The organism is Streptomyces camelliae (assembly GCF_027625935.1).
Lineage (GTDB): Bacteria > Actinomycetota > Actinomycetes > Streptomycetales > Streptomycetaceae > Streptomyces > Streptomyces camelliae.
Genome location: NZ_CP115300.1, coordinates 6,407,450 through 6,421,743, shown reverse-complemented (window position 1 = coordinate 6,421,743; position 14,294 = coordinate 6,407,450). Strand labels below are relative to the sequence as shown.

General features: G+C 73.9%; 13 protein-coding genes and 1 riboswitch. Of the genes, 8 read left to right on the top strand and 5 right to left on the bottom strand.

What is annotated here, in order from left to right; all coding sequences use genetic code 11:
* Position 1: 1 nt before the first annotated feature.
* Positions 2-1,453 carry an aldehyde dehydrogenase gene (locus O1G22_RS29420; RefSeq protein WP_270084076.1) on the bottom strand — a complete coding sequence of 484 codons (1,452 nt, stop codon included), beginning with the start codon at positions 1,451-1,453 and terminating at the stop codon, positions 2-4.
* Between the two features lie 98 nt (positions 1,454-1,551).
* On the opposite strand from O1G22_RS29420, the gene O1G22_RS29415 reads away from it, so the two are divergent.
* Both O1G22_RS29415 and O1G22_RS29410 read left to right on the top strand, forming a co-directional pair.
* Complete coding sequence (locus O1G22_RS29415) at positions 1,552-2,577, top strand: Strvi_7410 family MBL fold metallo-hydrolase (protein ID WP_270084075.1); 1,026 nt, start codon at positions 1,552-1,554, stop codon at positions 2,575-2,577.
* Positions 2,578-2,639: 62 nt separating this feature from the next.
* Positions 2,640-3,104 (top strand): nuclear transport factor 2 family protein, encoded by a 465-nt coding sequence (locus O1G22_RS29410; protein WP_270084074.1) that lies wholly within the window; start codon positions 2,640-2,642, stop codon positions 3,102-3,104.
* Here the strand turns inward: O1G22_RS29410 and O1G22_RS29405 are convergent.
* From O1G22_RS29405 to O1G22_RS29390, 4 genes are read right to left on the bottom strand one after another with little or no spacing between them, the layout of a single operon-like run.
* On the bottom strand, positions 3,097-4,509 hold the full coding sequence (locus O1G22_RS29405) for an FAD-dependent oxidoreductase (protein ID WP_270084073.1): 1,413 nt from the start codon (positions 4,507-4,509) through the stop codon (positions 3,097-3,099). The two genes, O1G22_RS29410 and O1G22_RS29405, sit on opposite strands and share 8 nt — an antisense overlap.
* Positions 4,502-5,725: an MAB_1171c family putative transporter gene (locus O1G22_RS29400; protein ID WP_270084072.1), complete on the bottom strand. Its 1,224-nt coding sequence runs from the start codon at positions 5,723-5,725 to the stop codon at positions 4,502-4,504. Before O1G22_RS29400 ends, O1G22_RS29405 begins: the two co-directional genes overlap by 8 nt.
* On the bottom strand, positions 5,725-6,387 hold the full coding sequence (locus tag O1G22_RS29395) for a hypothetical protein (RefSeq protein WP_270084071.1): 663 nt from the start codon (positions 6,385-6,387) through the stop codon (positions 5,725-5,727). The genes O1G22_RS29400 and O1G22_RS29395 overlap by 1 nt, the downstream gene beginning before the upstream one ends.
* Positions 6,384-6,974: a helix-turn-helix domain-containing protein gene (locus O1G22_RS29390; protein ID WP_270084070.1), complete on the bottom strand. Its 591-nt coding sequence runs from the start codon at positions 6,972-6,974 to the stop codon at positions 6,384-6,386. Before O1G22_RS29390 ends, O1G22_RS29395 begins: the two co-directional genes overlap by 4 nt.
* Positions 6,975-7,240: 266 nt before the next feature.
* Between O1G22_RS29390 and O1G22_RS29385 the strand changes: the two genes are divergently transcribed.
* The 6 genes from O1G22_RS29385 (at position 7,241) to O1G22_RS29360 (ending at position 14,177) form a co-directional block, all read left to right on the top strand.
* Positions 7,241-8,101, top strand: coding sequence for an ATP-grasp domain-containing protein (locus O1G22_RS29385; protein ID WP_270084069.1), 861 nt, complete (start codon positions 7,241-7,243; stop codon positions 8,099-8,101).
* Positions 8,102-8,128: 27 nt separating this feature from the next.
* Positions 8,129-8,240: riboswitch (cobalamin riboswitch) on the top strand.
* A 140-nt stretch (positions 8,241-8,380) separates the two neighbouring features.
* Positions 8,381-9,598 (top strand): SCO2321 family membrane protein, encoded by a 1,218-nt coding sequence (locus O1G22_RS29380; protein ID WP_270086586.1) that lies wholly within the window; start codon positions 8,381-8,383, stop codon positions 9,596-9,598.
* A complete protein-coding gene (locus tag O1G22_RS29375; RefSeq protein WP_270084068.1) occupies positions 9,595-10,242 on the top strand; it encodes an SCO2322 family protein in 648 nt (215 codons plus the stop codon). Before O1G22_RS29380 ends, O1G22_RS29375 begins: the two co-directional genes overlap by 4 nt.
* On the top strand, positions 10,235-11,470 hold the full coding sequence (locus O1G22_RS29370) for an energy-coupling factor transporter transmembrane component T (protein ID WP_428986418.1): 1,236 nt from the start codon (positions 10,235-10,237) through the stop codon (positions 11,468-11,470). The genes O1G22_RS29375 and O1G22_RS29370 overlap by 8 nt, the downstream gene beginning before the upstream one ends.
* A complete protein-coding gene (locus O1G22_RS29365; protein ID WP_270084067.1) occupies positions 11,467-13,290 on the top strand; it encodes an ABC transporter ATP-binding protein in 1,824 nt (607 codons plus the stop codon). The genes O1G22_RS29370 and O1G22_RS29365 overlap by 4 nt, the downstream gene beginning before the upstream one ends.
* A complete protein-coding gene (locus tag O1G22_RS29360) occupies positions 13,287-14,177 on the top strand; it encodes an ECF transporter S component (protein WP_270084066.1) in 891 nt (296 codons plus the stop codon). Before O1G22_RS29365 ends, O1G22_RS29360 begins: the two co-directional genes overlap by 4 nt.
* The last annotated feature ends 117 nt before the right edge of the window (positions 14,178-14,294 follow it).

The window sequence follows — 14,294 nt, the reverse complement described above, 5'->3', positions numbered from 1 at the left end:
TTCACGCCCCCGCCGGCAGGTGGATCATCTTGTGCTCCAGGTACGCGCCGTACCCCTCCGGGCCGAACTCCCGCCCCAGACCGGAGTTCTTGTAGCCGCCGAACGGGCCGAGCATGTCGAGGCTGAAGGTGTTGACCGAGTAGGTGCCGGTGCGGACCCGCCGTGCCACCTCGATGCCGTGCGCCACGTCCGCCGTCCACACGCTGCCGGACAGGCCGTAGTCCGAGTCGTTGGCGATCTTCACCGCCTCCTCCTCGTCGCCGTAGGGGAGCAGGCAGATCACCGGGCCGAAGATCTCCTCGCGGGCGATGCGCATGGCGTTGTGGACGTCGCCGAAGAGCGTCGGCTCGACGTACCAGCCGCGCTCCAGGCCCGCCGGCCGGCCGCCGCCGGTGAGGATCTTGGCGCCTTCCTCCTGGCCGATGCGGATGTAGTCGAGGTTGCGCTGCTGCTGGCGGCGGGCGACCAGCGGGCCGACCTGGGTGGCCGGGTCCAGCGGGTCGCCGACCTTCAGCGCGCTCGCGGCGGCGGCGAAGGCATCGGCGTACTCGTCGTAGCGGGCGCGCGGGACGAGGATGCGGGTCTGGGCGACGCACGCCTGACCGTTGTTCATCCAGGCCGCCGGGACGATCCCGGACACCGCCGCCTGCACATCCGAGTCCGGGAGAACGACCGCCGCCGATTTTCCGCCCAGCTCCAGTGTGACCCGGGTGAGATGGCGGGCGGCGACCTCCATCACGCGCTTGCCTGCCGCCACCGAGCCGGTGAAGGCGACCTTGTCGATGCCGGGGTGCCCGACCAGGTACTCGCTGACCTCACGGTCTGCGGGGAGGATCGACAGCACGCCCTGCGGCAGCCCGGCCTGCTGCGCGATCTCGCCCAGCAGATACGCGTCCAGCGGGGACTCCGGGGACGGCTTCAGTACGACCGTGCAGCCGGCCAGCAGCGCGGGCGCGAGCTTGGCGGCGGCCACGAACTGGGGGACGTTCCACGGCACCACGGCCGCGACGACGCCGACCGGTTCGCGCCGGACGAGGATCGGGCCGAGCACACCGTCCCGGCGCTCCTCGTACGTGTAGTCCCGCGCCACCCTGATCGCCGCGTCCCACACCATCATCGCGCCGAGCGCCTGGGCGAGGACGCTCCAGGAGTACGGGGAGCCGTTCTCCGAGGAGATCACCCGGGCGATCTCCTCGTGCCGGGCGGCGATGCCGTCCTTGATGCGGGTGACGACCTCGATCCGCTCCTCCAGTGTGGCCCGCGGCCAGGGCCCTTCGTCGAAGGCGCGGCGGGCCACGGCCACCGCCCGGTCGACGTCCTCCCGGGAGGCGTGCGGCACCCGGCCGATGACCTCCTCGGTGTGCGGCGAGATCACCTCGATGACGTCCTTGCCCGCGGGGTCGGTCAACTCCCCGCCGATGAACAGCTGTCCGTGTTCCACGAGCTCCGTCATGGCCGGCCGCCTCCCGCCGCGCGTAACTTTCTGACGCTGTGTCAGGAACTGATACCAGTTCTCGTTATAGTGGGCAATGGCCGTGGGGTGGAGGAGAGATGGCGACGACGTTCGAGCACGGCGGGGGCGTACGGTCCGTTCGGGTGCCCATCCCGGACAATCCCCTGGGGCACACTCTGGTCTACGTGGTGGAGACCGACCGGGGTCCCGTGCTCATCGACGCCGGGTGGGACGATCCCGGCTCCTGGGACACCCTCACGGCGGGGCTCGTGGCGTGCGGTACGGCGGTGACCGAGGTGTACGGCGTCGTCGTCACGCATCACCACCCGGACCACCACGGGCTGTCGGCGCGGGTGCGCGAGGCCTCCGGCGCCTGGGTGGCGCTGCACGCGGCCGACGCGGCGATCGTCCGCAGGACGCGTGAGACACGCCCCGAGCGGTGGTTCTCGTACATGGCGGCCAAGCTGACGGCGGCCGGAGCGCCCGACGGCCATGTGGCTCCCCTGCGCGCCCCACGCCCGCGGACCCTGCCCGGCCTGTCCCCGGCCCTCCCCGACCGGGACATCGTGCCCGGCGAACTCCTCGACCTGCCCGGCCGCCGGCTGCGCGCCGTCTGGACCCCGGGGCACACGCCCGGCCATGTGTGTCTCCACCTGGACGAGGAGCATCCCGCTCAACTGCCCGGAGCGGGCCGCCTGTTCAGCGGAGATCACCTGCTCCCCGAGATCACCCCGCACATCGGCCTGTACGAGGACCCCGACGACACGACAGTCACCGACCCCCTCGGTGACTACCTCGACTCGCTGGAGCGGATCGGCCGGCTCACCCCCGCCGAGGTGCTCCCCGCCCACCAGCACGCCTTCACCGACGCGCCGGGCCGGGTGCGGGCGTTGCTGGCCCACCACGAGGAACGGCTCCGCGGTCTGCTGCGCCTCCTCGCCGAGCCGCTCACGCCCTGGCAGCTGGCCGAGCGGATGGAGTGGAACCGGCCGTGGGAGCAGATCCCGTACGGCTCCCGGAACATCGCCGTCTCCGAGGCCGAGGCACATCTGCGGCGGCTGGTGAAGCAGGGGCGGGCGGAGCCGGTGGCGGGGAGCGAGCCGGTGGCGTACGTGGCGGTGTAGACCCTCGCTCGTTCGCTGCTTATTCGCTCGCGCTTCCGTCCGTACGCCTGTTAGACAGCCTCATGGATCCCTTGGAGCGGCTTCTGGCCGAGCGCGCCTGCGAGCGGCTGATCATCGACTTCGTCCACCGGCTCGACCTTGGTGAACCGGCCGCCGTGGCCGGGCTGTTCACCGAGGACGGGGTCTGGGAGTGGCCGCCGCCGGGTGGCGACGGGAGGCGGGCGCAGGGGCGGGAGGCGCTGCGGGAGTACTTCGGCTCCCGGCCCGCCGACCGGCTCTCGCGCCGGTTCATGTCCAACGTCCTCGTCACCGTGACCGGCCCGGACACGGCCACCGCTGTCTCGTACTTCGCGACCTACCGCGTCGACGGGTACGGCGGCGGCATCGTGCCCGCCGGGCCGCCCGTGCAGGTGGGGCAGTACGAGGACTCCTTCCGCCGGGCCGACGACGGCGGGTGGCTGCTGGCCCACCGGGTGCTGCGGCTGCCCTTCGGCGGGCCCACTCCCCAGGCGGGGAAAGCTAGTTGAGACCGGCGGCCCGGCGTTCCTCCTCGCTCAGCGGCGGGCCGGACAGCGGGCCTTTGCGCGGGCCGAGGGCGATGTTCCAGAGCATGTCGGGGGCGAACAGCCGGGCCGCCGGGGTCTTCAGGCTCATCACGTCCAGCAGGCCGCGCAGGGCGCGCGGGTTCTCCGAGCCCGCGGCCACGGCCTGGTCGACGTAGCGGCTGAGCATCCGCTCCACGAGGGTGGGCGGCTCGGGCGTGGCGCCGGGGTAGGAGGCGTCCTGGCCGACGGCGAGGTTCCAGGCGTTGCCCACCGGGCGGGCGACCGCGCGCTGGATACGGCGGGCGGTGCCGGGGGCGGTGGGGCCGTGGCGGTCGAGGACCCGGCCGAGGACGATCGCGCTCTGGGCGGCGACGGTCAGACCGTGGCCGTAGACCGGGTTGTAGCCGGCGACAGCGTCCCCGATGACCGCGAAGCCCTCCGGCCAGGACCGGGCGTTCTCGTAGTAGCGGCGGCGGTTGGCGGTGCTGCGGGTGGTCACCGGGTCGGTCAGCGGCTTCGCCTGCGCGAGGAGCCGGCCGATGACCGGGTCGGTCAGGCCGGTGAGCGCGAAGTGCTCGAACGCGTCGGGGTCGGCGGTCGGCTGCCCGCCCCGGGTGCCGGAGAGCGTGACCAGCCAGCGGTCGCCCTCGATCGGTACGACGACCCCGCCGCGCCCGGGTGCCTCGCGCGGGTCGGCCTGGACGTTGACCACCGGGTAGCGGCGGCCGAGGGTGCCGTCGGGGGCCGCGTAGAGGCGGCTGGCGTAGGCGACGCCCGCGTCGACCACGCGTTCCTGGACCGGGGCGTGACCCAGTGCGCGCAACCACTTGTCGGCCTGCGAGCCGCGCCCGCTCGCGTCGATCACGAGGTCGGCGTCCAGCGGGGTGTCCCTGCCGTCCACGCGCACGCCGGTCACCCGGTCGCGCCCGCCGGCCAGGCCCGCCGCCCGGGTGCCGTCGAGCAGGGTGATACCGGGCCGGGCGAGGACGTTCGCGCGGATCACCGCGTCCAGCAGGTCCCGGCTGCACACGATCAGGTGGTGCCGGGAGTCGGTGAATCGCCGGAACCACTGCCCGGAGGGCGCCTTGCTGACCAGGTCGCTCATCACCCCGACGAGTCCGGCGCCCTGACCGGTCAGCTCCTCGGTGAGGCCCGGCAGCAGCTCCTCCATCGCGGCCACCCCGCCCGACCACAGCAGATGGGCGTGGCGGGCCTGGGGCAGGCCCTTGCGGGGTTCGGGGCCCGCGGGCAGCCGGTCGGCCTCCACGACGGTCACCTCGTGGAAGCGGGTGGCGAGCACGGACGCGGCGAGCATGCCGGCCGTACTGCCGCCGATGACGACCGCTCTGCGGCGGGCGGTGCGTATGTCAGCGGCTGTGTCAGGCATGTGCGGTGAGACCTTCCATGGCGGCCGCCTGCCGGCGGAACCTGTCGATGACCGGCGCGTGGAACCGCAACGCGTGTGCGATGGACTCCAGTTCGCTGTCGGAGAGACCGGACGCGGGCGCGTGGTGCCCCGACTGCCCCTCCCCGGTGGGAGGTTCGGCTTCCGCTGCCGGGAGGTGCAGCAGGTCGGCCGCGATCAGGATGTCCACCGCCCCGGCGATGCCCCGCGCCTCGGCATCCGGGTGGCCCGCCGCCGCGGCCGCCGTACGGACCCGTTCGCGGCGCACCGCGCTGAGGTGGGGGGCCAGTTTGAGGAGGCCGTCGTTGATGGCGGCGCGGCGCAGTTCGAGGCGGAGGGCGGCGCCGCTGACCCGGCCGGTCGCGGGGGCCGCCGGGGCGGTGACCGTCAGCATGGTCTGCCACAGCGGCCGCAGCCGGCGGTGGGTGCGCACGAGACGCCGGCGCTCCTCGGCCACCGGACCGGCCTGCCCGGCGATGAACCCCGTGGCGACCAGGAGCGCCTCGGCCATGGCGAACGGCGGGGCGACGTACGTCGACAGCCAGTCCCAGTCACGCCCGCTCCACCGGGCACCGATCGCGGCGATCTTGGCGACGTCGAAGACGAACCCGAGGGCGTAGGCGACCTGCAGGAAGATCACGGCCCGGCGCAGCCAGGTGTCCTCGACCTCCTTGTACCAGGCCCACAGCATGCCGGCCGCGACCAGCGCGGACACCATGTGCGCGACCAGGTACAGCATCCCGAACTCGCGCATCCAGGGCGTGTTGGCGTAGTAGGTGTCGAGGTCGCGCAGCCGCTCCACGTGATGGTCGCCGAGCAGGAACGTCGTCCACAGGCCCGCGATGATGGCCGTGTACGCCATCCACACCAGCCGGGTGCGCCGGCGGCGGACCGGGGACGGGGGTTCGCGCCAGGTGATGATGAGCCACAGGCAGGCGCCGCAGTACGCGGTGAGCAGCGAATACACCCACACGCCCGCGAAGTTGGGGATGCCGGTGAACTGGTTGAGGCGGTGCAGGTTGGCCGGCGGGAGCGAGGCGAAGACGATCGCGCCGATGCCGAGCAGCAGCGCGGTGGCCCGCAGGATGGGGTCCTGCCAGGCGCGGCGCAGCAGCGGAAGCTTGATCACGAACGCCACGGCGAGCAGGGCACCCGGGACCGCGTACGCGGCGAAGGTGCCGGAGATGTCCCAGCGCATCAGGGTCCGCCGATGTTGCCCAGGGAGGACGACAGGCGGCCGGTGAGGGTGTCCTGGGTGGTCCGGCCGGCGGCCGCGCCGGGCCCGACGACCTTGGAGAACTTCGCGGCGAGCCGCAGCCCGCACTCCTCGGCCTCCCACTCGGCCGCGGCGGCGGCAGCGGTGGCGGCCGGGGACCGGGTGGCCATGGCGACCACCTGGCCCCAGGGGATCTCCTCGCCCCCGGAGCAACCGCTCCCGGAACGGGCACCCCCGGAACAGGCGCCCCCGGAGCAGTCGTTCATGGAGCAGTCGGTCATGGTGGCGTACCGGGAGAGCAGCCGGCGCGCGGCGGCCGGCGGCCCGGCCGGGTGGTGCACGTCGAGGGTGCCGTAGTGGATGTGGCCGATCTCGTGCCCGGCGATGACGAACTTGTGCGGGTCGGGGGCGCGGTTCTCGACCACGACGATGTACTGCTCGTCCATCGCCAGCGTGACCCCGGAGACGTCCAGGCCGGGCGGGAAGGTGACGAACTTCAGCCGGACGGGGCGGTCCAGCTGGGGGCTGAGCGTGGCGCACAGCGCGTGCAGGAAGGCCTCGGCCCCGGTCGGCCCGGTGAGGGTGCGGGCGGTGTCGCGCACCAGCCGGTCGAGGAAGCGCTTGGGCGACCTGGAGGACTTCACCGGGCAGCGTCCCCCGCCCGCTCCGAGGAGATGATCATCTCGGCCAGGTCGGCGAGGGTGGCCAGCTGGCGGGCGTTCATCTGCGGGGCCCGCGCGGCGAGCCGCACCAGCCCGCTCTCGCGCAGCCGCAGCAGCGGGTCCGCCTCGGCCTCCAGTGCCTGGAGCACCGGCTGCAACGCCTCGTGCAGGGCCTCCGGTTCGTCGGCCGTGAAGAAGCCGGCCGGCAGCCCGAAGAACCGGCGCAGCCGGTCGGTGTGCTCCAGGCCCGGCATCCCGCTCTTGCGCCACTCGCTCAGCCACTGCCTGCTGGTGCCGGCGATCCTGGCCAGCTCGTCCAGCGAGTACCGCTTGCCGTCGGGCCGGCGCCGCGTCTCGCGGATGAAGTCCAGTCGCTGGCGCACCCGTCCGGACAGACAGGTCTCGGGCGCCCGCCCGCCGCCGAGCAGTTCCACGACGACGCCGACGGGGATGCCGGTGCGATGGGAGAGGTCGGCCACGTCGAGGGCCTCCGGCAGCCGGCCCGAGCGACCGGTCAACTCCCCCAGTCTGGCCAGGATTTCGGCCAGCGAGGTGTAGGCGTCACTCACCGAGGTCCCCCCATGAGCGTGTGTCGTCCGTTCGGTGACTGGGCGACTGGACGAGAGGCGAGGCTACCCGGTCGTCCGTGCGCCGACCAGAGCTGACAACCCTCCCTGCCCAAGAAGGCAGGAATAGTTGACAGTTGACGGAGCGGTGGGTGAGGATCACGACACAGAGAGCAAGCTTTCGACCCACCCCGGGTGCCGCCTATGGGGGAGCGGCACCCGGGGTGTTCCGCCGTCCCGACCGCCTGACCAGCGAAGGTGATGCGCCGATGCAGCAGCCCGTCCTTGTGCTCGGGGCCGGCCCCGCCGCGTACGAGGTCCCGCTGGAGCGGATCGCCGGGATCCGGCCGGTGATCCTGGTCGACACCGCCGTACCCGACTGGGCGCGCCCCTTCCTGTCCGGCCACCTCACGGCCGACCCGGAGCGGGAGGCGCGGACGGCGGAGACGATCGTGCGGTACGCCGACCGGCAGCCCGTCGCGGGCGTGCTGACCTGGACCAGGAAGCATCTGCGCACCGCCGCGCGGATCACCGGGTATCTCGGCCTGCCGGGCCTGTCGTACGAGACGGCGGCGGCCTGCGCGGACCCCGTGGCGGCACGGGACCGGCTGGCCCGGCACGGGGTGATCCCGGACGAGTCCGGCGATCCCGACGGCCCGCTGGTCTCCGCCGAGACCGTCGTCCTGGACGACGAGGTCCGCATCGCCGCGCTCACCCGTACGACGCCCGGGGCGCCCGGCGGCCTGCCGGTACGGCATTCCGTCCACGCCCACGACGGGTTGCTGCACAACCGCTTCCTGCGCCAGACCGTCGAACGGGCGGTACGGGCCCTGGGCCTCACCCACACCGTCGCGCACGTGGGACTGCGGCTCACCGGGCGGGGGCCCCGGGTCACCGGGGTCGCGCCGTATCTGCCGGGTGATCTGATCCCCTGGCTGGTGGAGCGGGCGACCGGGGTGGACCTGGCGGAGGTGGCACTGGCGATGGCGTGCGGGACGGTGGTCGACGCGGTGCCCTGGCGGGAGCGGGCCGCCGCGATCCGCTTCGCGGAATCGGCCGACGGGCGGTCGTACTGGGTGGCGGAGGGCGAGGACGCGGCGGCCTGCGACCGGGCGCTCGGGGCTGCCTGAGGTATGCCCACAGCCGCCCCTCAGCTCTCGGAAGGCTGCCGGTAAGGTGGCGGGGTCGTCATCACACCCGTACAGGGGGAAGCCGGTGCAATTCCGGCGCTGACCCGCAACCGTGAACCACCTGAAAGGTGGTGAGCCGGACTGCCCCGGACGGGACGTTGACCGGCTCACGTGCGTCGGCGGCCCGCCGCGCACGGCACCGTCGAGGTCTACGGAGCCGAGCCGCCCGGGGGTCCCCGCGCGCTGCCCGGCTCCCCGCAGGAGAGGCAGTCGCCGACCATGAACGTCCGCCGCAGCGCCGCGGCTCTCGCCGCCGTAGGCGTGCTGGCCGCCGCCGCGCCCGCCACGGCCGCCGGGCCGTCCCCGTCGCCCAAGGTCGCGCTCCCGTCCGGGCTCTACGGCACCTCCGACCCGACCTACGACGGTGTGTGGCGCCAGTCGCTGACGCTGATCGCCCAGCGCACGGCCGGCTACGAGCCCGCCGCGAAGGCCGTGGACTGGCTCGCCGGCCAGCAGTGCGCGAACGGCGCCTTCGCCGCGTTCCGTGCCGCCCCGGACCGGGCCTGCGACAGCAAGGTCATGGTGGACACCAACAGCACGGCCGCCGCCGTACAGGCGCTGAAGGCGGTCGGCGGGCACGGGGCCGCGGTCGGCAAGGCCGTGGACTGGCTGAAGTCCGTGCAGAACAAGGACGGCGGCTGGGGCTACTCCCCGGGCGGGGCCAGCGACACCAACTCCACCTCGGTCGTCATCGGCGCGCTGGCCGCCGTCGGCACGGACCCGGCGGACGTCCACCAGGCGGGCAGGTCCCCGTACGACCTGCTGGCCGCCATGTCCGTCCCCTGCGGCCAGGTCGGCGGCGGTGGCCTCGCCTACCAGCCGGACAAGAAGGGCACGCTGTACGCCAACGCGGACGCCGGGGCGGCGGGCGTGCTGGGTGCGCTCGGCAAGGGGTTCGTGACGACGGCCGGCAAGGCGCCCGCCACCAGCGCGTGCGTCACCGCCAAGCACCTCACCCCGGCGCAGATCGCGGACAACGCGGGCGCGAACCTCGCGTCGGTCGTCGCGCGGAGGGGTCACCTGACGTCCACGCTGCCCGGCACCATGGACCAGCCGGACTACGGCAACACGGCGGACACGGTCGTCGCGCTCGCCGCCGACGGGCGCGTCGGGCAGGCGCTGCAGACGTACACCTGGCTGGAGCACAACGCCACTCGCTGGGCCGAGCAGAGCGGCCCGGCCGCCTACGCCCAGCTGATCCTGGCCGCGCACGCGGTCGGCGCGCAGCCGGGTGACTTCGGCGGCACCAGCCTGGTCCGGTCCCTCAACCAGCTGGGCCCGGCCCCGAGCATGCCCTCCGCCGGGCACGAGACCAAGAAGTCCGGGAAGTCCGACGGCGGTTCGGCGTTCGGCGTGTGGTGGTTCGTCGGTGTCTGCCTCGTCGCGGGCATCGGCATCGGCTTCCTGCTGAGCGGTCGGAAGAAGTCGCAGCTGTGACGGCCGTCCGCCGGGCCGCGGGTCTGCTGTCGGCCGCGCTCGCCGTGCTGGTGGGCACGGTGGCCCCGGCACACGCCGCGGGCTACCGCTACTGGTCCTTCTGGGAGCGCACCGACGGCCACTGGACATACGCGACGCAGGGGCCGTCGATCGTCCGCCCCGACGACGGTACGGTCCAGGGCTTCCGTTTCGCGGTCAGCGCGGACTCGGCCGACGCGAGCCGGCCCCGCGGCACGGCGGACTTCGCCACGATCTGCGCGTCCACGCCGGCCAAGGCGGGGACGAAACGGGTGGCGCTCGTCCTCGACTTCGGCACCCCGGCGGACGCCCCCTCCGGCGAGACCCCGCCGGCGGGCCGAACGGCCTGCGCCCGCGTCCCCGCCGACGCGACGACGGCCGACGCCCTGGCCGCCGTCGCCCCGCCCCTGCGCTACGACACCAACGCCCTGCTGTGCGCCATCGCGGAGTATCCAGGAAAGGGGTGCGGAGACCAGGTCTCGGGCACGCTGAAGGCAAGCCCCGCGAAGGAAAAGAACGGTGGCTCGGGCAGCGGGCCTTCGCTGGGGTTGCCGATCGGCGCGGGGGTGGTGGCCTTGCTGGCGGGGGCGGCGGTGTGGCAGGCACGGCGGCGCCGGAATGCCTAGCAGCAGCTGCCGCAGCCTGCGGGCAGTCGTGCCGCTTGGGGCGGCACGGGTGGGCGCAGGCGGCACCCGGCCAGCGCCGGCAAGCGACCCAACCCGCCGTCCAGCGGCAACACCGCGCACCCCGCGAACGCCGGCCGGCGAACCGACCCCCACCCGGTACCGGAACACCCTGCACCCCGGCGCCTGGTGGCTCTGGGCCCTCTCCCTCGGTACCGCCGCCACCCGCACCACCAACCCCCTCCTCCTCAGCCTCCTCATCTCCGCGTCGGCGTACGTCGTAGCGACGCACCGCTCCCCCACCCCCGCCGCCCGCTCCTACCCGGCGTTCGTGAAACTCGCCCTCGGTGTCCTCCTCATCCGCCTCCTCTTCGCGGTGGTGCTGGGCTCCCCCATCCCCGGCACCCACACCCTGCTCACCCTCCCCGAAGTCCCGCTCCCCCACTGGGCGCAGGGCATCCGGCTGGGCGGGAAGGTCACGGCCGAAGCCTTGCTCTTCGCCGCGTACGACGGCCTGAAGCTCGCCACCCTGCTGATCTGCGTCGGCGCGGCGAACGCCCTCGCCAGTCCCCACCGGCTGCTCAAGGCCCTCCCCGGCGCGCTGTACGAGACCGGCGTGGCCGTCGTCGTCGCCCTCACCTTCGCGCCGCATCTCGTCGCCGACGTCCAGCGGCTGCGCGCCGCCCGCCGGCTGCGCGGGCGCCCGGACCGGGGGCTGCGCGGTCTGCTCCAGGTCGGGCTGCCGGTCCTGGAGGGCGCGCTGGAACGCTCGGTCGCGCTCGCCGCCGCGATGGAGGCCCGGGGTTACGGCCGCAGCGCCGAAGTCCCCGCCCGGGTCCGCCGTACGACGGCCGCGCTCACCCTCGGCGGCCTGCTGGGCGTGTGCGCCGGAACGTACGGGCTGCTCACCGCGGAGGGCGGCACGTACGGGGTGCCGGTGCTGCTCGCCGGGGTCGCCGCCGCGCTCGCGGGCCTGAGGCTGGGCGGCCGGCGCTCCCTGCGCACCCGGTACCGTCCCGACCCGTGGGACGCTCGGGCCTGGCTGGTGGCCGGGTCCGGTGCCGCCGTCGCCGCGCTGCTCACGCTCGCCTCGGCCCGCGATCCGCAGTCCCTGCACCCGGGAGTCGTTCCCCTGGTCGCACCGACCCTGCCCCTCTGGCCGGCGGCGGCGATCCTTCTCTCCCTCCTGCCCGCCTTCGTCGTACCCAAGGACCCCAAGGAGCCGTCGTGATCCGCTTCGAGGATGTCAGCGTGACGTACGAGGGCGCGGCCGAACCCAGCGTCCGGGGCGTCGGCTTCGAGGTGCCGGAGGGCGAACTCGCGCTGCTCGTCGGCCCGTCCGGGGTCGGCAAGTCGACGGTGCTGGGCGCGGTGAGCGGACTGGTACCGCACTTCACCGGCGGCACTCTGCGCGGGCGCGTCACGGTCGCCGGCCGTGACACCCGTACCCACAAGCCGCGCGAACTCGCCGACGTGGTCGGCACGGTGGGCCAGGACCCGCTCACCCATTTCGTCACGGACACGGTCGAGGACGAACTCGCCTACGGCATGGAGTCGTTGGGCCTGGCCCCGGCGGTGATGCGGCGCCGGGTCGAGGAGACCCTGGACCTGCTGGGCCTGGCGGGCCTGCGCAACCGTCCCATCGCCACTCTCTCCGGCGGCCAGCGCCAGCGCGTCGCGATCGGCTCGGTCCTCACGCCGCACCCCCAGGTCCTGGTCCTGGACGAACCGACCTCAGCCCTGGACCCGGCCGCGGCCGAGGAGGTCCTGGCGGTCCTCCAGCGCCTGGTCCACGACCTCGGCACGACGATCCTGATGGCCGAACACCGCCTTGAGCGTGTCCTTCACTACGCCGACCGGGTCGTACTCCTCCCGGCCCCGGGCGAACCGCCGGTCGTCGGCACCCCGCCGGAGGTGATGGCCGTCTCCCCCGTCTTCCCCCCGGTGGTGGACCTGGGCCGCCTGGCCGGCTGGTCCCCGCTTCCCCTGACAGTGAGAGACGCCCGCCGCAGGGCAGGTGACCTGCGAGAGCGACTTGCTGCCGCAGCCGCGGACAGCGAACCCACCGCAGCTGCGGGCAACGAACCCGCCGCAGCCGCGGACAGCCATCCCGCCGTAGCTGCGGGCAGTCGTGCCGCTGGGGCGGCACGGGTGGGCGGTGGGGGTCCCCCCGCGCGAGCGCAGTCGAGCGTGGGGGAGGCACCCCGCAAGCGCGGGCAAGCGACCCAACCCCCGGCCGGCACCGGCACAGGGCGCCGTTTCCGTCGCCGGACCGCCCTCACCCCGGAACCCCCGCAGCCGCACATCGCCGACATCCGCTCCCTCTCCCTCCGCCGAGACCACATAACCGCCCTGCGCCACATAGACCTCACCCTCACCCCCGGCGAAACCCTCGCCCTCATGGGCCGCAACGGCGCCGGAAAGTCCACCCTGCTCGGCTCCCTCGTCGGCCTGCTGCCCCCCACCACCGGCAGCGTCACCGTCGGCGGGGTCACACCCCACCGCACCGCGCCCCCCGACCTCGTACGCCGGGTGGGCCTGGTCCCCCAGGAACCGCGGGACCTGCTCTACGCCGACACGGTCGCCGAGGAGTGCGCGGCGGCCGACCGGGACGCCCGCGCCGAGCCCGGTACCTGCCGGACCCTCGTCTCCACGCTCCTGCCGGGCATCACCGACGACACCCATCCGCGCGATCTCTCCGAGGGGCAGTGCCTGGCGCTCGCCCTGGCCGTCGTCCTCACCGCCCGCCCGCCTCTCCTCCTGCTCGACGAACCGACCCGCGGTCTGGACTACGCGGCCAAGGCCCGCCTGGTGAGCGTGCTGCGCGGGCTCGCCGCCGAGGGGCACGCGATCGTGCTGGCCACGCATGACGTGGAGCTGGCGGCCGAGATCGCGGACCGGGTGGTGCTGCTCGCCGAGGGGGAGGTCATCGCCGACGGGCCGACGGCACAGATCGTCGTCTCCTCGCCGTCCTTCGCCCCGCAGGTGACGAAGATCCTCGCCCCCCAGCAGTGGCTCACCGTGGCCGAAGTGCGCGAGGCCCTCGTATGAGGGAGCCCCGGCCGAAAGCCCGTCTGCACGCCATCGCCCTCGGCCCCCGTTCCCTCGCCGCCCTCGCCCTGGTCAGCGCGGTCGGCGTCGTCGCCTTCGGCTGGCCCTTCCTCGCTCCGCCCACCTCGCGGCTGAGCGCCCACGCCCAGGACGCGCCCTGGCTCTTCGCGGGCCTGCTCGTCCTGCTGGTCGCGGTCGTGGCGGCGACGATCTCGGAGTCGGACCTGGGGCCGAAGGCCGTGGCCATGCTGGGCGTGCTGGCCGCGACCGGGGCGGCGCTGCGGCCGATCGGCGCGGGGACGGCCGGGATCGAGCCGATGTTCTTCCTGATGGTGCTCAGCGGGCGGGTTCTCGGGCCGGGCTTCGGCTTCACGCTCGGCTCCGTCACGATGTTCGCGTCCGCCCTGCTCACCGGCGGGGTCGGGCCGTGGCTGCCGTTCCAGATGCTGTCGATGGGCTGGTTCACGATGGGGGCCGGGCTGCTGCCGGGGCCGGTGCGGCTGCGGGGCAGGGGCGAGCTGCTGCTGCTCGCCGGCTACGGCTTTCTCGCCTCCCTCGCCTACGGCACCGTCATGAACCTCGCCGGCTGGCCCTTCCTCTCCGCCGCCGCCTCGGACATCTCCTTCGACGCCCACGCCTCCGTCCCCGCCAACCTGGCCCGTTTCCTCGCGTACTGCCTGGCCACCTCGCTCGGCTGGGACCTGGGCCGGGCCGGCTGCACGGTGGTGCTGACCCTCTTCCTCGGCCCGGCGGTGCTGCGCGCGCTGCGCCGGGCCACCCGGCGGGCCGCCTTCGAGACCGCGGTCACATTCGACGCCCGGGAACCCTCACTCGACGGATACGACACCTCACGGAGCGGCACCGGGGCGGTGAAGCACCCCACATGACGCAGGTCACCTACGAGCCGGGGCCGTAGGGTCATATGTCCGATACATCCATCAGTGCACCCCTTCCGACCTGCGCATTGAGAGCCAGGTCACAGAGCCGAAGTTCCCCGCGGATCC

Coding starts and splice junctions, on each gene's coding strand:
- O1G22_RS29385 (WP_270084069.1), top strand. CDS start 7,241: ATGCAGCAGCCCGTCCTTGTGCTCGGGGCCGGCCCCGCCGCGTACGAG.
- O1G22_RS29420 (WP_270084076.1), bottom strand. CDS start 1,453: ATGACGGAGCTCGTGGAACACGGACAGCTGTTCATCGGCGGGGAGTTG.
- O1G22_RS29410 (WP_270084074.1), top strand. CDS start 2,640: ATGGATCCCTTGGAGCGGCTTCTGGCCGAGCGCGCCTGCGAGCGGCTG.
- O1G22_RS29405 (WP_270084073.1), bottom strand. CDS start 4,509: ATGCCTGACACAGCCGCTGACATACGCACCGCCCGCCGCAGAGCGGTC.
- O1G22_RS29360 (WP_270084066.1), top strand. CDS start 13,287: ATGAGGGAGCCCCGGCCGAAAGCCCGTCTGCACGCCATCGCCCTCGGC.
- O1G22_RS29415 (WP_270084075.1), top strand. CDS start 1,552: ATGGCGACGACGTTCGAGCACGGCGGGGGCGTACGGTCCGTTCGGGTG.
- O1G22_RS29380 (WP_270086586.1), top strand. CDS start 8,381: ATGAACGTCCGCCGCAGCGCCGCGGCTCTCGCCGCCGTAGGCGTGCTG.
- O1G22_RS29400 (WP_270084072.1), bottom strand. CDS start 5,725: ATGCGCTGGGACATCTCCGGCACCTTCGCCGCGTACGCGGTCCCGGGT.
- O1G22_RS29370 (WP_428986418.1), top strand. CDS start 10,235: ATGCCTAGCAGCAGCTGCCGCAGCCTGCGGGCAGTCGTGCCGCTTGGG.